Below are 18465 nucleotides of genomic sequence, written 5' to 3'. Positions count from 1 at the left end.
TCCCGGTCACTGCACGATCGTGATCCGGTGGGCCGCCGGCACCGGATACGGCGCCGAGGCCGAGGAGTTGGCCGTCAGGTAACCCTCGAAGGCGGCCAGGTCGTCCCCGCCGACGAGCACGTTCGCGCCCTTGCCGAGCTCCGCGAAGCCGTCACCGCCGCCCGCGAGGAAGGAGTTCATCGCGACGCGGTACGTGGCCGCCGGGTCGATCGCCGTGCCGCCCAGCCTGACGGAGTCCACGACCACACGCGCGGCGCCCGACTTCGTCAGGTCGAGGGTGTAGGTCAGGCCGTTCGACACCTGAAGGATCTTCGGCGCGGTCTCGTTGGCGCCGCTGACCTGCTGCTGCAGCGCGGTGATCACCTGAGCGCCGGTCAGGTCGACCAGGTTCACGGTGTTGGAGAACGGCTGGACCGTGTAGGCCTCGCCGTACGTCACGACACCGTCGCCCTCGCCGCCGCTCGAGGCGTAGGTGAGCGACGCGCGGATGCCGCCGGGGTTCATCAGGGCGAGGTCGGCCTCGGGGTCCAGGGACTTGGCGTACGCCAGCTGCGCGTCCGCGATCAGGTCGCCCATCGGGGACTCCGTACCGCCGTTGCCGATCTCACCCGCGATGTAGCCGATGGGACGGGAGGAGATGGGCGCGGCGAGCGTCTTCCACTTCGTGATGAGGTCCGTCATGTCGGGGGCCTTGGCGACGTCCCGGGTCACCACGTGGTTGGCGGAGGTCACGGCCGTCCGGGCGATGTCCCCGGTCCGTCGGTCGTACGTCAGCGTGGTGTCCGTGTACAGCCGGCCGAACGAGGAGGCCGACGTGACCATGCGCGGGCGGCCCGCCGGGTCGTCGATCGTGCACACGTACGCCTGGTGGGTGTGCCCGGTGACCAGGGCGTCCACGGCCGGGGTGACGTGCTTGGCGATGTCGACGATCGGACCGGAGATGCCGTCGCCGGCACCCGGGCTGTCGCAGTCGTAGTTGTAGGCGCCGGACGCGGGCGCCCCGCCCTCGTGGACCAGGGCGACGATCGACTGGACGCCCTGGCGCTGGAGCACCTTGGCGTACTTGTTGATCGTCTCCACCTCGTCGCCGAACTTCAGGCCCTTGACACCCTCCGCGGAGACGATGTCCGGAGTGCCCTCGAGCGTCACGCCGATGAAGCCGATCTTGATGCCGTTCTTCTTCCACACCCAGTACGGCGCGAGGATCGGCTTGCCGGTCTTCTCGTCCGTCACGTTCGCGGCGAGGTAGGGGAAGTCCGCCCCGCGGAACTTCTTGCGCGCGTCGTAGCAGCCGTCCGTCGGGTGGCAGCCGCCGTTCTGGAGCCGGGCCAGTTCCTCGGCGCCCTCGTCGAACTCGTGATTGCCCACGCTGGTGACATCCAGGTCCAGCTTGTTGAGCGCGTCGATGGTCGGCTCGTCGTGGAACAGTCCGGAGATCAGCGGCGAGGCGCCCACCATGTCACCGGCGGCGGCCGTGATCGAGTAGCGGTTGCCCCCGCGGGCCTGGCGCAGATGCGTGGCGAGGTACTCGACACCGCCCGCGTCGATGCTCTTGGTGGTGCCGTCCTCCTCCTGCTCGGTCACCCGTCCCGAGGATCCGGCCGGCGGCTCCAGATTGCCGTGCAGGTCGTTGAAGGACAGCAGCTGGACGTCCTGGTAGCGGCCGGGGTGCCCGTGACCGGACGAGGTGCCGCGGGCGCCGGCCGGCAGCGCCGCCACCAGAGCCGCGACGGTGGCCAGGCTCGCGGCCGCCCCCAGGATGCCGTGAAGACGTCTGTGCCGGTGGATCGGCGGCATGTGCCCCCCTCTGTGTAGTGCGCGCAGCGGCCGCGTGCGCACAGCCGGCCCCGTACGGGCGGCCGGCTGCCTGTGCGCGCGTTGTGTAAAGAGCGTGCCAAGGCGGCCATCGGGCAGCCTAGGATCAACGCGCGTAGCGCAACAGGGGGTTCGGGGTTACAAGCGCATTGCCTTTGCCTCCCTTTTCCTCGGTCCGCCCCTTACCCTCGTACCCATGACCAGCGACGACACCGGCCACCCGGCACTGCCCCGCTCCCTCGAGACCATCACGGAACTCTCGCCCGAACAGAGCGAGGCCGTGCTCGCGCTGCTCGCCGAAGCCGCCCGGGTCGACGGCCAGCAGGCCGTGTCCGAGCAGGGGCGTCTGCAACTGCGCGGCGGTGAACGGGAAGGGGTGTCGCATCTGCTGCTGTCGGTGGGCGACACGCTCATCGGCTATGCGCAACTGGAGGACACGGACCCGGTGGAGGCGCCGGCCGCCGAGCTGGTCGTGCACCCCTCGTACCGCGGTCACGGGCACGGCCGGGCGCTGGGCTCCGCGCTCCTCGCCACGTCCGGCAAGCGGCTGCGGGTGTGGGCGCACGGCGGTCACTCCGCCGCCCGGCACCTCGCCCAGGTCCTCGGCCTCTCCCTCTTCCGCGAACTGCGCCAGCTGCGCCGCCCGTTGAGCGACCTCGACCTGCCCGAGCCGAAGCTGCCCGACGGCGTCACCGTGCGCGCCTTCGTGCCGGGGCAGGACGACGCCGCCTGGCTCGCCGTCAACGCGGAGGCCTTCGCCCACCACCCCGAGCAGGGCTCCCTCACCCAACGCGACCTCGACGACCGCAAGGCCGAACCGTGGTTCGACCCGCAGGGCTTCTTCCTCGCGGAGCGCACGGGCGAGCAGGGGCCCGAGCTCATCGGCTTCCACTGGACGAAGGTCCACGCCGAGGAGGGACTCGGCGAGGTCTACGTCCTCGGCGTCCGCCCCGGCGCCCAGGGCGGCGGCCTCGGCCGTGCGCTCACCACCATCGGCCTGCGGCACCTCGCCGCGCAGGGCCTGCCCACCGCCATGCTCTACGTCGACGCGGACAACAAGGCCGCGCTGACCGTCTACGAGCGGCTGGGCTTCACGACCTACGAGACGGATCTGATGTACCGCACCGAGACGTGAGACGCGGGCCGGCGCAGCCCGGCAACGGCCTCGGGGAAGGGCGGCCGACTTTCTGCGGCCCGCGGCCGGCCGCCCCGCACGCCCCCGGACAGGGACGGCGCACGCCGGGCTTCCGGCGCCCCCGTACGCCACAGGGCCGTCTGTAGACGTCCGCGAGCCCCTCCCCGCTATCCCGCACGTCATGTCGCCGTAACCATTGATTCAGACGGGCTTGCGACGCTCGGCCAATGAACGCCGCCGGGCCAGAACACACACCCCCCTCGGAGAACGGGGCCGGTGCGGGGCACGGCCATGCCTTCACCGCGCCGCCGACCCGGCTTTCCGACGCGCCCGCCGCCCGGTCCGCGCGGAAGAATGGGTCCATGAGCCAGCAGAACGCCCAGGCAGCGGCCCACACGTCCCCCACCGCCCCGAGTGACGGAGAGTCTTCGGACCGCGCGAGCCAGCAGCACCAGCAACCCTCCGTGGGGTCCATCGCCGCGCACCGCCCGCACACCGTGGCCGCGACGGTCTCCGAGCTGGAGCCGGACATCGACGCCGACCTCTCGTCGTACGACGTGGCCGAGGGGGCTCTGCCCCAGGGCCGCTTCCTCGACCGGGAGCGCAGCTGGCTTCAGTTCAACGAACGTGTGCTCGAATTGGCCGAGGACCCGAACACCCCTCTTCTGGAGCGGGCGAAGTTCCTGGCCATCTTCGCCAGCAACCTGGACGAGTTCTTCATGGTCCGGGTGGCCGGTCTGAAGCGCCGCATCGCCACGGGCGTCGCCAGCCGGTCGGCGTCCGGACTCCAGCCCCGCGAGGTGCTGGAGATGATCTGGGCCCGCTCCCGTGAGCTCATGGCCCGGCACGCTGCGTGTTTCCACGAGGACGTCGCCCCGGCGCTGGCGGACGAGGGCATCCACCTGGTGCGCTGGAACGAGCTGGCCGAGAAGGAGCAGGCGCGTCTCTTCACGCTCTTCCGGCACCAGATCTTCCCGGTCCTCACCCCGCTGGCCGTCGACCCCGCGCACCCCTTCCCGTACATCTCGGGCCTCTCCCTCAACCTCGCGGTCGTCGTACGCAACCCGGTCTCGGGCCACCGCCACTTCGCGCGGGTCAAGGTCCCGCCGCTGCTCTCCCGCTTCCTGGAGGCCTCCCCGCAGCGGTACGTCCCCATCGAGGACGTCATCGCGGCGCATCTGGAGGAGCTGTTCCCCGGTATGGAGGTGCTGGAGCACCACACCTTCCGGATCACCCGCAACGAGGACCTCGAGGTCGAGGAGGACGACGCCGAGAACCTGCTCCAGGCCCTGGAGAAGGAGCTCATGCGGCGCCGCTTCGGGCCGCCGGTGCGCCTCGAGGTCGAGGAGTCCATCGACCGGTACGTACTCGACCTGCTCGTCCGCGAGCTGAAGATCTCCGAGGCCGAGGTGTACCCGCTGCCCGGCCCGCTGGACCTGACCGGCCTCTTCGGCATCGCCAACCTCGACCGGCCCGAGCTGAAGTACCCGAAGTACGTCGCGGGCACCCACCGCGACCTCGCCGAGGTCGAGTCGGCGTCGGCCCCCGACATCTTCGCGGCGCTGCGGGAGCGCGACGTCCTGCTGCACCATCCGTACGACAGCTTCTCCACCTCGGTCCAGGCCTTCCTGGAGCAGGCGGCCTCCGACCCGGACGTCCTCGCGATCAAGCAGACGCTCTACCGGACCTCGGAGACGTCGCCGATCGTCGACGCGCTGATAGACGCGGCCGAGTCCGGCAAGCAGGTCCTGGTGCTGGTCGAGATCAAGGCCCGCTTCGACGAGCAGGCCAACATCAAGTGGGCCCGCAAGCTGGAGGAGGCGGGCTGCCATGTGGTGTACGGACTCGTCGGCCTGAAGACGCACTGCAAGCTGTCGCTCGTCGTGCGGCAGGAAGGCGAAACGCTCCGCCGCTACAGCCACGTCGGCACGGGCAACTACCACCCGAAGACCGCACGGCTGTACGAGGACCTGGGGCTGCTGACCGCGGACCCGCAGGTCGGCGCCGACCTGTCCGACCTCTTCAACAGGCTGTCGGGCTACTCGCGCCGGGAGACCTACCGCCGGCTGCTGGTCGCCCCCAAGTCCCTGCGCGACGGCCTGATCTCACGGATCAACAAGGAGATCCAGCACCATCGGGCCGGCCGGCCCGCGTGCGTCCGCATCAAGGTCAACTCGATGGTGGACGAAGCGATCGTCGACGCGCTCTACCGCGCGTCGCAGGCCGGAGTCCCGGTCGACGTATGGGTGCGCGGCATCTGCGCGCTGCGCCCGGGCGTCACCGGCCTGTCCGAGAACATACGTGTCCGGTCCATCCTCGGCCGCTTCCTCGAGCACTCCCGGATCTTCGTCTTCGGCAACGGAGGCGAGCCCGAGGTGTGGATCGGCAGCGCAGACATGATGCACCGCAACCTCGACCGCCGCATCGAGGCACTCGTCAGGGTGACCGACCCGGCCCACCGGGCGGCGCTCAACCGGCTCATGGAGACCGGTATGTCCGACACCACGTCCTCCTGGCATCTGGGCCCGGACGGCGAGTGGATCCGTCACGCCACCGACGCGGACGGCCAGCCCCTGCGGAACATCCAGGAGATGCTCATAGACGCCCGGAGGCGCCGGCGTGGCACAGCAACACCTTGATCCCCCGACCGACCCCACGGCCGGGCCGACGTCCGGGGACGCCCTCGCGGGCTACCTGCGGGCCCAGGCCACGGAGTTCCTGCGCTCGTTGCGGCAGCACCGGGAGAACGGCGCTGCCGGCGGTCCCTCCGCTCAGGGCGGTTCTCCCGTGCGGGCGAAGTCGAGAGCGGGAGAGGATCCCAGAGCCGGCGACGGCGGCACGGAGGACGCCGCCGACGCGGCGCTGGCCCTGCGCCGCTCGGCCCGCCGCATCAGCGGCACCCTGCACACGTTCCGGCCGCTCCTCGACGCCGACTGGTCCGAGGCGATGCGACCCGAGCTCGCCTGGCTCTCCGGCACGCTGGCCCGCGAACACGCGTATGCGGCCCGGCTCGAGCGGCTGCTCCTCGCCCTGCACCGGCTGTCGGGCTCGTCGGTGTTCCCCGCCCAGTCCTCGAGCGCCGGGGAGGCCGCCGGTGCCGGCCCGCGCCCCCAGACCGCGATCCCGGAGCGGGGCAATCTGACCGTCGGCGCGGCGAAGGCGGGCGCCCTGCTGGAGCGCCAGCTGACCCTGGCCCGCACGCGTGCGCACTCCGCGGCCCTCCAGGCCCTCGGTTCGAGCCGGTTCCACGCGGTGGCGGACAGCGTCGCCGTCCTCGCCAGCGAGGTCCCGCTCACGCCCGCCGCGGCCGACGCCGACCTGCGCCCGCTCGCGGCGGCGGCCGAGGAACGGCTGTGCGACGCGGTGGCGGCTCTGCCGCTGGTCACCGCCGGCCACCCGTACAACGCGGAGGCGCTGGTCCACGGCTTGTCGCCGGACCCGTCCCCGCACCCGCAGGACGGCCCCTGGCACCAGGTCCGGCTGCTGCTGCGCCTGCACCGCTACGCCTGCGAGGTGCTGCACGGGGCGGAATCGGCCGTGGACGTCCGTCTGCTCGCGGCCGGCGATGCGCTCAACCGTCACCGTGACGCCGCGGAAGCCGCGGCCGCCGCGGCCGCCGCAGCGCGCACTCCCCGCATCGCCCCGGCGACGGCGTACGCGCTCGGCGTGCTCCATGCCGACCAGCGGCACGAGGTGGAGGCGGCGCGCTTCGCCTTCCAGCAGGCATGGCAGAAGCAGACGGTGGTGACTTCTTAGGCGCCGGTGCGCAAGGCGCCTTGACGACGAGGCACCCGTACGACGGCACGGCGCGCCGACGGGTACGCCGCAGGCACGGAGAGGAGCCGAAGCACCCGATGACCGACGACACCATCCGCGCGGCGGGCTGCGTCCTGTGGCGCCGCTCGCCCGTCGACGGCGAGCTGGAGATCTGTCTGGTCCACCGGCCGAAGTACGACGACTGGTCGCACCCGAAGGGCAAGCTCAAGCGTGGTGAGGACCCCCTCGCGGGTGCGCTGCGGGAGGTCGAGGAGGAGACCGGCTATCTCGCCGTGCCCGGATCACCCCTGCCCACGGCCTGCTACGAGGCGAACGGCCGCCCCAAGGAGGTCCGGTACTGGGCGGCGGAGGGGGCGCGCGGCCGCTTCATCCCGAACAACGAGGTCGACCGCATCCTCTGGCTTCCGCCGACGGCCGCCAGACACCGGCTGACCCAGCCGCGTGACCGCGATCTGGTGGACGCGTTGCTGAACGCGCTGAATCCCACGTAGGCGGGTTCGCCGCCGTCGAAGCGCCGCCTCGGGTCCTGGCAGCACCCTTCGCTCCCGTACACACGTTCCCCATACATACGTTCGGTCGCGCACATGGAATTCATCGCCGGTACCCTCGGCGGACACCGCGCCCACCGCACCCGCGGCCGCTAACTTGGGTCTTGGAGAAAGCTCGGGCGCCGTTCCCCCGCGGGCTCCACGGAGGCCTCTCGCGGAGGGAGCGGAGATACGCTCCGTAACCGGCGAGGATGCCGGAACGACGGGACTTCTCGGACATGAACGCTCCGCGTCGGTTGCGTAGAGTGACGAAGACCGGGGTCACCCCCCGGGACCGCGCCGTGTCCTCGATGTAAGCGTTCCGTGACCTAACCGCACCGACTGCAGGGGTTCACCCTCCGTTCACTTACGGCCATAAGCGGCTTCACCTGTTCTGCCTAATTTCGGCCTTACCTGATGGCGAGCGCGGCCTCGAATACGCGCTCGTATCACCAACACTTCGCACGCCGCCGGACAGGACGGCGGCTTCAGGAAGGAACTCCCGAAAGTGAAGCTTCAGCGCATGAACCGGCGGGCCCTCACCCTCGGTGCTCTCGCCGTCTCCGGCGCCCTGGCCCTCACGGCGTGCGGCTCCGACGACACGAGCGACAAGAGTGGCGGCAACAGCGCCTCGTCGTCGTCCACGGCCAACGCCAGCTCGATCAAGTGTGACGACGCCAAGGGTCAGCTCCTCGCCGACGGCTCGTCCGCGCAGAAGAACGCGATCGACGCGTGGGTCGCTCAGTTCAGCCAGGCCTGTGGCGTGCAGATCAACTACAAGGCCAGCGGTTCCGGCGCCGGTGTGACGTCGTTCAACCAGGGCCAGCTCGCCTTCGCCGGCTCCGACTCGGCCCTCAAGCCCGAAGAGGTCACGGCCTCCAAGAAGGTCTGCTCCGGCGGTCAGGGCATCGACCTCCCGATGGTCGGCGGCCCGATCGCCCTCGGTTACAACCTGCCGGGCGTCGACAACCTGGTCCTGGACGCGAAGACCATCGCCGAGATCTTCAACAACCAGATCAAGACCTGGAACGCTCCGGAGATCAAGAAGCTGAACCCGGACGCCAAGCTTCCCTCCACCAAGATCCAGGCGTTCCACCGCTCGGACGAGTCCGGTACCACGGACAACTTCACCAAGTACCTCAAGGCCGCGGCTCCGTCGGTCTGGGGCAAGTACGAGGGTGGCAAGGCCTGGGAGGCTCCCGGTGGCCAGTCCGCTCCGCAGTCCGCGGGTGTCGCCCAGCAGGTCAAGCAGACCGCCGGCGCCATCGGCTACTTCGAGCTGTCCTACGCCAAGGACATGAGCTCGGTCCAGATCGACACGGGCGCCTCCGCCCCGGTCGCGGCCAACGTCGAGAACGCCACCAAGGCGATCGCCGACGCCAAGGTCGTCGGCACCGGCCAGGACCTGGCCCTGCAGCTGAACTACAACACCAAGGCCGACGGTGCGTACCCGATGGTCCTGGTCACCTACGAGATCGCCTGCGACAAGGGCAACAAGGCCGACACCCTGCCCGCCACGAAGGCGTTCCTGCGCTACGTCGCCAGCGAGGACGGCCAGAAGATCCTCGCCGACGCCAGCTACGCGCCGATCCCCGACGCGATCATCGCCAAGGTCCGCACCACCATCGAGGGCCTGAGCTGACCTGAGTGTGCGGTCCGGTCCCACCACGGGACCGGACCGCACCGTCCGGTGCACCGCCGCCAGGAGTCGCACAGCACGTGAGGCTCCGCAGACCGGAGATCCCGATGGACATATCCACACAGAACACTGAAGCGCCTCCCCCTGCCCCCCAGCCGACCACGGGCGAGCTGAAGCGCGCGGCCCGTGGCGCCACCCGGCCCGGAGACCGGATCTTCCTCGGTCTCTCCCGTGGGTCGGGCATCCTGCTGCTGGTGATCATGGCCGCGATCGCGGTCTTCCTCACCTACCGTGCGTCCCTCGCCATCGGCAAGGACCACGGGAACTTCCTGACCACCTTCGAGTGGAACACCAGCCTCAACCCGCCGGTCTTCGGTATCGCCGTGCTGGCCTTCGGCACGGTGGTCTCCTCGGTCATCGCCATGATCATCGCGGTTCCGATCGCGGTGGCCATCGCGCTCTTCCTCACGCACTACGCCCCGCGCCGGATGTCCGGGCCCATCGCGTACGTGATCGACCTGCTCGCCGCCGTGCCGTCCATCGTCTACGGCCTGTGGGGCGCCCTGGTCCTCGTACCGAACCTGGGCGGCGTCTTCAGCTGGCTGAACGACTACTTCGGCTGGACGGGCATCTTCTCGTGGGAGGGCGGCGCCCCCCGCTCGATGCTCACCGTCGGCATCCTGCTCGCGATCATGATCCTTCCGATCATCACCAACGTGAGCCGCGAGGTCTTCCGCCAGGTCCCGCGGATGCACGAGGAAGCGGCCCTGGCCCTCGGCGCCACGCGCTGGGAGGTCATCCGGATGGCCGTCCTGCCCTTCGGACGCTCCGGTGTCATCTCCGCCTCGATGCTCGGCCTCGGCCGCGCGCTCGGCGAGACGATGGCCGTGGCCACCGTGCTCTCCCCGGACTTCCTGATCCACGCCAGCCTGCTCAACCCGGGCGGCGGCACCTTCGCCCAGAACATCGCCAGCAAGTTCAGCGAGGCGACCGAGGACGGCCGTGACGCGCTGATCGCCTCCGGTCTCGTCCTGTTCGTCATCACCCTGCTGGTCAACGGCGCGGCTCGCATGATCATCGCTCGCCGCAAGGAGTACTCGGGGGCCAACGCATGAGCCACGCAGCCGTCGCCGACAAGCGCCCCAGCACGCTGCGCGGCGCCACCCTCCCCAAGTGGACACCGTGGGCCGTCGCCCTCGGCTCGATCGCCGTCGCATGCGGCATCGGTGCCGCCGCCGGCCTGAGCAGCCACATCCAGTGGGGCGTCATCGCCGCGATCCTCTTCCTCATCGGCACGTACGTCGTCGCCGCCCGGGTCGAGGGCCGTCGCCAGGCCAAGGACCGCATCGCGACCTCGCTCGTGTGGGTCGCCTTCCTGCTCGCCGTCATCCCGCTGGTCTCCCTCGTCTGGACGACCGTCGCGCGCGGTGTGAAGGTCCTCGACATCTACTTCCTGACCCACTCGATGGGCATCGTCGCGGACTCCCAGCCGGGCGGTGGCATCTACCACGCCATCCTCGGCAGCCTCGAGCAGGTCGGCCTCGCCACTGTGATCGGTGCGCCGATCGGTGTGCTCACCGCGATCTACCTCGTGGAGTACGGGCGCGGCCGTCTCGCGCAGGCCATCACCTTCTTCGTCGACGTGATGACCGGTATCCCGTCGATCGTCGCGGGTCTGTTCATCCTCAGCCTGATGCTCATCTTCAAGATGCAGCCCTTCGGCTTCGCCGGTTCGCTGGCCCTGGCCATCCTGATGATGCCGGTCGTGGTCCGCTCCACGGAGGAGATGCTCAAGCTCGTCCCGAACGAGCTGCGCGAGGCCTCCCTGGCGCTGGGCGTGCCGAAGTGGCGCACGATCCTGAAGGTGGTCCTGCCGACCTCCATCGGCGGCATCACCACCGGCGTCATGCTGGCGATCGCCCGTATCGCCGGTGAGACCGCGCCGGTGCTGCTCCTGGTGTTCGGTAACCGCTTCATCAACGCGAACCCGTTCGAGGGTGCACAGCAGTCGCTGCCGCTGTACATCTACCAGCAGTACGCGAACAGCGCGGGCGCCAACGCGGCGTACGACCGTGCCTGGGCGGCGTCGCTCACCCTGATCGCCTTCGTGATGATCCTCAACCTGGTTGCCCGCGGCATCGCCCGCTGGAAGGCCCCGAAGACCGGTCGCTGACGCGGCCATCAGCGACTGATACTGGAAGTGAAGTAGTCATGGCCAAGCGAATCGACGTAAGCGGACTCACCGCCTACTACGGCTCCCACAAGGCGATCGAGGACATCTCGATGACGGTCGAGCCGCGATCGGTGACGGCGTTCATCGGTCCCTCCGGCTGCGGCAAGTCGACGTTCCTGCGGACGCTCAACCGCATGCACGAGGTCACGCCCGGCGGGCGTGTCGAGGGCAAGGTCCTCCTGGACGACGAGAACCTCTACGGCACCGGCATCGACCCGGTCTCCGTCCGCCGTGAGGTCGGCATGGTCTTCCAGCGCCCGAACCCCTTCCCCACGATGTCGATCTTCGACAACGTGGCCGCCGGTCTGCGCCTGAACGGCAACTACCGGAAGTCGGAACTGAACGACATCGTCGAGAAGTCCCTCAAGGGCGCGAACCTCTGGAACGAGGTGAAGGACCGCCTGAACAAGCCGGGCTCCGGCCTGTCCGGTGGTCAGCAGCAGCGTCTGTGCATCGCCCGCGCGATCGCGGTCGAGCCGAACGTCCTGCTGATGGACGAGCCCTGCTCCGCCCTCGACCCGATCTCCACCCTCGCCATCGAGGACCTGATCGGTGAGCTGAAGGAGCGCTTCACGATCGTCATCGTGACGCACAACATGCAGCAGGCGGCGCGTGTCTCGGACCGCACGGCGTTCTTCAACCTGTCGGCCGTCGGCCAGCCCGGCCGGCTGATCGAGATCGACGACACCGAGCGGATCTTCTCCAACCCGTCCGTCCAGGCGACGGAGGACTACATCTCGGGCCGCTTCGGCTGATCCGGCGGTCCGTGGAAACCCCTCGCGGTGCTGCATGGCGGTGCCACCGCGAGGCCGAAGAGGGCCCGCCCCCGGCTCCCGGGGGCGGGCCCGTTCGCGTTGTTCACTCGGCGAGCTCGGTCCGTTCCCACCAGCGGTAGACGTTCACCTGCCCCTCCTTGGTGTCCTCGTGGCGCGACGTGACCTTGTAGTGCTCGTATCCGCCGCGGTGCGGAATCTTCAGCTCTTGTCCCGGAGGCACGACCGGCACGATCTGGCCTGCCAGATCCTCCGGCCCGCCTTCGAGGAGTGCCTTGCTAGTCATAGCTCCAGTCTTGCCCCCCGATCGGCACCCGCATCTCGAACCGGACCCCGGCCACAGGGCGCGTGGACTCGGACGACGGCCGTGGGACTCGGGGGCACGGCCTTGCGGCACCGGCCGGCGCGGCGGCCCCGGTACGGGAACGAAGTCGTCGGGCCGACACCTCCGAAGGGCGACCCGCCGCACGTCATGCCGTGGGCCACGGGGACGGGACCAGTCGCAGCGAAGCAGGAAACGAGAGACCGCCGGCGCGCTCCGGAGTCGGAACGGACGAGACGGACGGCCTTGCGGCGCAGGCCGACAAGGGCCCCGGCACGGGAAAGCCGCAGCACCGGCTCAGGCCGCCGAAGACTGCGGCCGCACGTCACACCGGGGTCACGAGGACGCGATCAGACCCGGAGACGGCGGGAGCAGGAGACCGCTCGCTGCGCTCCGGAGTCGGAACGGACGAGACGGACGGCCTTGCGGCGCAGGCCGACAAGGACGGCACCGGAGCGGAGACGAGGAGCCCACCGGCACGGGTGCGCAGAAGGCGGCACCGAGGGGCCGGGGCAGGAGGCGTCCCTTGAAGCGGACGGCGCCAAGGAGGATGCGGGCCACACGACACTGGGTGGCAACCGCGGCGGAAGTGCGGTCGGCAGAACGGCCCCGCGGGTGTCGGGACGTCGTGACGATTACAGGAAAGCCAGGTTGATCAGCCAGAAGCCTGCCGCCGCCACGAGCGCGGCCGCGGGCATCGTGATGAACCAGCCCAGGACGATGTTCTTCGCGACGCCCCATCGCACCGCGTTCACCCGCTTCGTCGCGCCCACACCCATGATCGCCGACGTGATGACGTGCGTCGTGGAGATCGGGGCCTTGAAGAGGTACGCCGTCGCGAACATGATCGAGGCGCCGGTGGTCTCCGCCGCGAAGCCCTGCGGCGGGTCGAGCTCGATGATCTTGCGGCCGAGCGTGCGCATGATGCGCCAGCCACCCGCGTACGTGCCGAGGGACAGCATCGCGGCGGAGACGAGCTTGACCCACACCGGGATCGGGTCCCCGTAGTCCTCGACATCGGCGATGACCAGCGCCATCACCACGACACCCATCGTCTTCTGCGCGTCCTGCAGACCGTGGCCGAGGGCCATGCCGGCCGCCGACACCGTCTGCGCTATGCGGAATCCCCGCTTCGCCTTGTGCGGGTTGCTCCGGCGGAAGATCCACATGATCAGGGACATCACCAGATAGCCGGCGATCAGGCCCACCACCGGCGACAGGAACATAGGGGTGATGACCTTGTCCAGGACCCCGGACCAGTAGACGGTCGTACCGCCGGCGAGTGCCGCGCCCACCAGCCCGCCGAACAACGCGTGCGACGAGGACGACGGCAGACCGAAGTACCAGGTGATCAGGTTCCAGACGATGGCACCGGTCAGCGCCGCGAAGAGGATCCCCATCCCCTTGCCGCCCTGCGGCGTCTGGATCAGGCCCTCGCTGACCGTCTTCGCCACCCCGCTGCCGAGGAACGCACCGGCGAGGTTCATCACCGCGGCCATGGCCAGTGCCGCCCGCGGTGTCAGCGCCCGGGTCGACACCGATGTCGCGATGGCGTTCGCCGAGTCGTGGAAGCCGTTGGTATACGCGAAGAAGAGCGCGACCAGGACGGTCAGGATCAGAGCAAAGGTGTCCATGGACGCCTCAGGACTCCTTGACCGCGATGGTCTCCACGGTATTGGCCACGTGCTCGAAGGCGTCCGCCGCCTCCTCCAGCACGTCCACGATCTGCTTGAGCTTGAGGACCTCGATCGCGTCGTACTTGCCGTTGAAGAGATGGGCGAGCAGCTTGCGGTGGATCTGGTCCGCTTGGTTCTCCAGGCGGTTCACCTCGATCCAGTACTCGGTGAGGTTCTCCAGCGTCCGCAGGTTCGGCATGGCCTCCGCCGTGAGCTCCGCCGCCCTGGCCAGCACCTCGATCTGCTGCTCGACGCCCTTCGGCAGTTCCTCGACGTTGTAGAGGACGACCAGGTCGACGGCCTCCTCCATGAAGTCCATGATGTCGTCGAGGGAAGAAGCGAGGGAGTAGATGTCCTCGCGGTCGAACGGTGTGATGAACGAGGAGTTCAACTGGTGGAAGATCGCGTGCGTGGCGTCGTCACCAGCGTGTTCCGCGGCCCGCATACGCTCTGCGATCTCGGCCCGGGCGGAAGCGTCCGCCCCGAGCAGTTCCATCAGGAGTTTCGAGCCCGTGACGATGTTGTCCGCGGATGCGGCGAACATGTCGTAGAAGCTCGTCTCCCTGGGGGTCAGACGAAAGCGCACGTGGGGTCCTCAGGATCCTTCGGTTTCGGTCAGGCTGATGCTAAGCGCATCATCCGGCCACGGCTAAGGGGCCGTCCTCCAGTGTCGCCCATCGAACACAGTGGTCCGCACGGGGGCGGTGCGGGTGCGACCAGGTGGCCGGCCAAGGGCCCTATACCCAGCAAAGTTCGTTACCATATACCCACCAGGGGTATATGTCCGTACCGGGATGCGCGGAGTCCGGACCGACGGTCGTCTGTCCGGATCCCGCTCCCCGGAACGGCAGTCGACAGGAGGACGCGATGACGACCGAGACCGGCGCGGCAGCGCCCTCCGAGGGCACCGGGACCGTGGTGACCGACCACGACCGGGGCATCCACGGCTATCACAAGCAGAAGGACGAGCACCTCAAGCGGCTGCGCCGCATCGAGGGCCAGATCCGGGGCCTGCAGCGGATGGTCGACGAGGACGTGTACTGCATCGACATACTCACGCAGGTCTCCGCTTCCACGAAGGCGCTCCAGTCCTTCGCCCTCCAGCTCCTGGAGGAGCACCTGCGTCACTGTGTGGCGGACGCCGCACTCAAGGGCGGGACGGAGATCGACGCGAAGGTGGAGGAGGCGACGAAGGCGATCGGCCGTCTCCTGCGGACGTGATGTTCCCGACATTCCGCGAGACCGGGGCCGGCGGATCGGCCGCTGCCCCGCGCGGCGCGCTCACTCGTCGCGGATGTCCCTCTCCTCGGCGACCTTCAGCACCTCGTCGATGCTCTCCAGACTGAGCCGGTCCTCGTGTGCGGCCGAGGCCGCGATGATCAGGTCACCGCACAGTTCGATCTCGGCGAGGGCCACGTGGTCCTGAACTGCCGTACCGCCGACCGGAGCCACGCGCATCACCTCTTTCTGCCGTCACCAGCTTCCTAGGGTAGGGAGCGGCTACGCACCGCGCATGGCACGGACGGACCATTTCCGGCCCCTCAGCCGCGCCAGTTTCCGGACCGGCGCCGGTCGCTACCCGCCCGGTTCGGGGCGAACGGGACCGGCCGCCCCCGGAGTGCGAGCCGTCGTCGGCACGCGCGTCATCGGCAGGCACCCGGTCACTGCGCGGCGATCTTCCCGGCGTAGATGTCCTTGGTGTCCGGCAGCCGTACGTCGGCGGGGGCCCCGAACGCGAACAGCAGGGTCGTGGAGGCCACGGCGACGGCGGTCTTCTGCCGGCCGTTGACGAAACTGAACCGGTGGCGGATCTTCCGGATGCGGCCCTGATCGTCGAGATAGGCGTCGAACGGCACCTCGGCAGTGGCGAACCCTTTCGCTGCGGCCTGCAACGACGCCTTGTTGTCGCCGGTCGCGCTCCGCGCCGCGAGCCCGATGTCGGCGACCCCGCGATAGTGCCGCACCGGCGTCCCCGCGACCTCGGTGCGCCCCACGTAGGTCGCCTGTCGCACCCCCCGCAGCAACTCCGCCGCCGCGTAGGGGTCGGTGGCGCCGCCCGTGACGAGGTTGCCGTCGCTGAGCGCGGTCGTGTCGACCCGCACCCACTTGTCGGCGGGCACGCCCGCACCGCGGTTCTTCATGAACAGGGCGCCCGGAGCCAGCAGTTCCGTGATGGGGCGGTGCTCCTCGGCGCCCGCCGGGTCCTGCGGCAGGGTCACCCTGAGGCGGCCGAGCCGCTCGCGGTAGTCGTAGACGCCCTCGCCGCGGATGGTGACCCGGGTCCCGCCGGTGGCCATCTCCATCGAGGTACGGGCCCTGGAGCTGCCCGCGCGCACCAGGGTCGAGGCCGCCTGCCGGAGCGTCTCGACGGCGCTCGAGCCGGAGCGCGCGTCATCGACGGCGAACCCGCCGCCGGAACATCCGGTGAGCGGGGCGCCGCAGACCAGCAGTCCCACTGCCACGACGATCGCCGCACCGACCCGACCGTGCCGCCGCACCACCATCACCTGCCTACCCCCAGCCGGTCCGTCCCGGTGCCCTCCTGTCGTTCCGCTTAACGACGGGTCGGGGGACCCGTCACGCGCACCGCATGGCCGGACACTTGCCCCGGGTAACCTTGTGGACGTGGAGCGACAGGACACCCCCACCATTCCGCTGGAGCACCGCACCTCGACCGTCGAACAGGGCCGTTTCTGTGTGGCCCGGTGCAGTTGTGGCTGGCGAGGTCCCGCACGCAGAGCCCGCAGCCTGGCCAGAACGGACGCCGAGAAGCACGCGAGCGCCTAGATCCGGGGCCGCTTCGGTGGCCCCCGGCCGCACAACTCACCCAGGGGACGGACAAGCTGGGACCGTTCCGGGCATTTCGGCCGCGCCTGCCAGGGACGTCGTGACGATTCTGTGGCATTTCCGCGCGAACTTTTCCGCCACATGGGCCCATCTCATTGCTCGGAACCCATGGGAGGCGCACATGCAACGGCGTACGTTCATCGGCGGTGCCACCGCCACGGTCGCGGCGGCGGTCACCACCGCCTGCAGCGGTGGCGGCAGCAGCGGCACACCGTCCGCCACCGGCACGTCCGTGCGTGCGACCACGACGACCGCGACACCGGCCGCGGCGACGACCACGGCCACGGCCACGAGCAGCCCGCGTGCCGCGGCCGACCTGAACGCCCTTTCCAAGGACCTGGACGGCGCCCTGGTCCGCCCCGGTGACCGCGCCTGGGCCACGGCCCAGCAGCTCTACAACACGCGTTTCGACTCCCTGAAGCCCGCGGCGGTGGCGTACGTCGCGCACGCCGACGACATCCGCACCGTGCTGGCGTACGCACGCGCCCAGGGCGTCAAGGTCGCCATACGCAATGGGGGCCACTCCTACGCCGGTTGGTCCTCCGGGGACGACCGTCTGATCATCGACGTGGGCAAGCTGAACACGATACGGGCGAGCGCCGGCGAGGCGGTCGTCGGTGCCGGCTCCAAGCTGATCGACGTCTACCGCGCGCTGACCGCGAAGGGCGTGACGATTCCCGCGGGCTCCTGCCCCACCGTCGGCGTCTCGGGCCTCACGCTCGGCGGCGGCCACGGCGTGGTCTCCCGGGCGTACGGACTGACCTGCGACAGCCTCACCCGGGCGACCCTGATCACGGCGGACGGCAAGCAGGTCGTCGCGAGCGCCACCGAGAACACGGACCTCTTCTGGGCCCTGCGCGGCGCGGGCAACGGCAACTTCGGCGTCGTCACCGAGCTGCGCTTCAGGACCCACCCGGCGCCCCAGGCGGTGTCGGCCTACATGACCTGGCCGTGGTCGCGGGCCGCCGCGGTGCTCGGGGCCTGGCAGGAGTGGGGCCCCGACCAGCCGGACGAGATCTGGTCCTCCTGCCACCTCGAGAACGGCGGCACGCCGACCGTCTCCGTCGCCGCGTTCTCGCTCGGCACGTACGGCGAACTCCAGAACGCGGTCGACCGGCTGGCCGAACGGGTGGGCGCTCCGGCCCGCAGTGTCTCGCTCAACCGGCATTCCTACGAAAGTGCGATGGAGTCCTACGCGGGCTGCTCGTCCTTCCCCACCGACGCCCAGTGCCATCTGCCGGGCTCGACGCCGGGGCGCTCGGGGCAGGGTGCCCTCGGCCGCGAGACGTACGCGGCCCGCTCCGACTTCTTCGACCGTTCCATCCCGACCGCCGGCATCCAGACGATCCTCGCCCAGGTCGCGCAGGCGCGGGGCGGCGCGGGCAGTGTCGCGTTCACCGCCCTCGGCGGCGCGGTCAACCGGGTCTCACCGACGGCGACGGCGTTCGTGCACCGCCGTTCGCGCATGCTGGCGCAGTACATCGCGAGCTGGCGCCCGGGCACCTCGGGCACGACGGCCCAGTCGTGGCTGACGTCCGCGCACACGTCGATGCGCGGCTACGCCTCCGGCGCTGCCTACCAGAACTACACGGACGCCACCCTGACCGACTGGCGGAAGGCGTACTACGGCGACGCGGCCCCTCGGCTGGCGCAGCTCAAGCACCAGTACGACCCGAACGGGTTCTTCACCTTCCCGCAGGCGCTCTGACGAAGGCGGGCGC

The 18465-nt window shown here is 69.9% G+C and carries 17 protein-coding genes; 11 read left to right on the top strand and 6 right to left on the bottom strand.

Annotation, left to right across the window (positions count from 1 at the left end; genetic code table 11):
• Window positions 1–6: 6 nt before the first annotated feature.
• Window positions 7–1797, bottom strand: a complete 1791-nt coding sequence (locus tag ACSHXN_RS22150; protein ID WP_438303577.1) for a bifunctional metallophosphatase/5'-nucleotidase — start codon at window positions 1795–1797, stop codon at window positions 7–9.
• A 214-nt stretch (window positions 1798–2011) separates the two neighbouring features.
• On the opposite strand from ACSHXN_RS22150, the gene mshD reads away from it, so the two are divergent.
• The 8 genes from mshD (at window position 2012) to pstB (ending at window position 11881) form a co-directional block, all read left to right on the top strand.
• Window positions 2012–2950: a mycothiol synthase gene (gene mshD, locus ACSHXN_RS22145; protein ID WP_438303576.1), complete on the top strand. Its 939-nt coding sequence runs from the start codon at window positions 2012–2014 to the stop codon at window positions 2948–2950.
• Window positions 2951–3312: 362 nt separating this feature from the next.
• Complete coding sequence (locus ACSHXN_RS22140; protein WP_355139299.1) at window positions 3313–5589, top strand: RNA degradosome polyphosphate kinase; 2277 nt, start codon at window positions 3313–3315, stop codon at window positions 5587–5589.
• Window positions 5570–6706 (top strand): CHAD domain-containing protein, encoded by a 1137-nt coding sequence (locus ACSHXN_RS22135; RefSeq protein ID WP_355139301.1) that lies wholly within the window; start codon window positions 5570–5572, stop codon window positions 6704–6706. Before ACSHXN_RS22140 ends, ACSHXN_RS22135 begins: the two co-directional genes overlap by 20 nt.
• 98 nt (window positions 6707–6804) lie before the next feature.
• Window positions 6805–7218, top strand: a complete 414-nt coding sequence (locus tag ACSHXN_RS22130; RefSeq protein WP_355139303.1) for an NUDIX hydrolase — start codon at window positions 6805–6807, stop codon at window positions 7216–7218.
• Between the two features lie 544 nt (window positions 7219–7762).
• Entirely contained in the window at window positions 7763–8896 is a 1134-nt protein-coding gene (pstS, locus tag ACSHXN_RS22125) for a phosphate ABC transporter substrate-binding protein PstS (RefSeq protein WP_438303575.1), read from the top strand.
• A gap of 104 nt (window positions 8897–9000) precedes the next feature.
• Entirely contained in the window at window positions 9001–10008 is a 1008-nt protein-coding gene (gene pstC, locus ACSHXN_RS22120; protein WP_355139307.1) for a phosphate ABC transporter permease subunit PstC, read from the top strand.
• A complete protein-coding gene (gene pstA / locus ACSHXN_RS22115) occupies window positions 10005–11066 on the top strand; it encodes a phosphate ABC transporter permease PstA (RefSeq protein WP_355139309.1) in 1062 nt (353 codons plus the stop codon). Before pstC ends, pstA begins: the two co-directional genes overlap by 4 nt.
• 38 nt (window positions 11067–11104) lie before the next feature.
• Window positions 11105–11881 (top strand): phosphate ABC transporter ATP-binding protein PstB, encoded by a 777-nt coding sequence (gene pstB, locus ACSHXN_RS22110; protein WP_059126914.1) that lies wholly within the window; start codon window positions 11105–11107, stop codon window positions 11879–11881.
• 103 nt (window positions 11882–11984) lie between these two features.
• On the opposite strand, the gene ACSHXN_RS22105 is transcribed toward pstB, so the two are convergent.
• The 3 genes from ACSHXN_RS22105 to ACSHXN_RS22095 all read right to left on the bottom strand — a co-directional run bounded on the left by ACSHXN_RS22105 (window position 11985) and on the right by ACSHXN_RS22095 (window position 14483).
• Entirely contained in the window at window positions 11985–12185 is a 201-nt protein-coding gene (locus ACSHXN_RS22105; RefSeq protein WP_220293557.1) for a DUF5988 family protein, read from the bottom strand.
• A gap of 671 nt (window positions 12186–12856) precedes the next feature.
• On the bottom strand, window positions 12857–13855 hold the full coding sequence (locus ACSHXN_RS22100) for an inorganic phosphate transporter (protein WP_355139311.1): 999 nt from the start codon (window positions 13853–13855) through the stop codon (window positions 12857–12859).
• A gap of 7 nt (window positions 13856–13862) precedes the next feature.
• The gene (locus ACSHXN_RS22095) at window positions 13863–14483 is read right to left on the bottom strand and encodes a DUF47 domain-containing protein (RefSeq protein WP_331266332.1); all 621 of its coding nucleotides are present in this window, start codon (window positions 14481–14483) and stop codon (window positions 13863–13865) included.
• Window positions 14484–14764: 281 nt separating this feature from the next.
• On the opposite strand from ACSHXN_RS22095, the gene ACSHXN_RS22090 reads away from it, so the two are divergent.
• Window positions 14765–15118 (top strand): metal-sensitive transcriptional regulator, encoded by a 354-nt coding sequence (locus ACSHXN_RS22090; RefSeq protein ID WP_355139313.1) that lies wholly within the window; start codon window positions 14765–14767, stop codon window positions 15116–15118.
• A gap of 60 nt (window positions 15119–15178) precedes the next feature.
• Here ACSHXN_RS22090 and ACSHXN_RS22085 read toward each other — a convergent pair whose 3' ends face one another.
• The gene (locus tag ACSHXN_RS22085; RefSeq protein WP_355139315.1) at window positions 15179–15355 is read right to left on the bottom strand and encodes a hypothetical protein; all 177 of its coding nucleotides are present in this window, start codon (window positions 15353–15355) and stop codon (window positions 15179–15181) included.
• Window positions 15356–15558: 203 nt separating this feature from the next.
• Window positions 15559–16401 (bottom strand): hypothetical protein, encoded by an 843-nt coding sequence (locus ACSHXN_RS22080; RefSeq protein ID WP_355139317.1) that lies wholly within the window; start codon window positions 16399–16401, stop codon window positions 15559–15561.
• A 121-nt stretch (window positions 16402–16522) separates the two neighbouring features.
• Between ACSHXN_RS22080 and ACSHXN_RS22075 the strand changes: the two genes are divergently transcribed.
• Both ACSHXN_RS22075 and ACSHXN_RS22070 read left to right on the top strand, forming a co-directional pair.
• On the top strand, window positions 16523–16684 hold the full coding sequence (locus tag ACSHXN_RS22075) for a hypothetical protein (RefSeq protein ID WP_181923093.1): 162 nt from the start codon (window positions 16523–16525) through the stop codon (window positions 16682–16684).
• A gap of 181 nt (window positions 16685–16865) precedes the next feature.
• Window positions 16866–18452 carry an FAD-binding oxidoreductase gene (locus tag ACSHXN_RS22070; protein WP_438303574.1) on the top strand — a complete coding sequence of 529 codons (1587 nt, stop codon included), beginning with the start codon at window positions 16866–16868 and terminating at the stop codon, window positions 18450–18452.
• Window positions 18453–18465 lie beyond the last annotated feature (13 nt).

It is taken from the genome of Streptomyces sp. HUAS TT11 (assembly GCF_051553595.1).
GTDB lineage: Bacteria > Actinomycetota > Actinomycetes > Streptomycetales > Streptomycetaceae > Streptomyces.
Note: the sequence above shows the minus strand (reverse complement) of the source record. Positions and strands in the feature narration are given on the sequence as shown.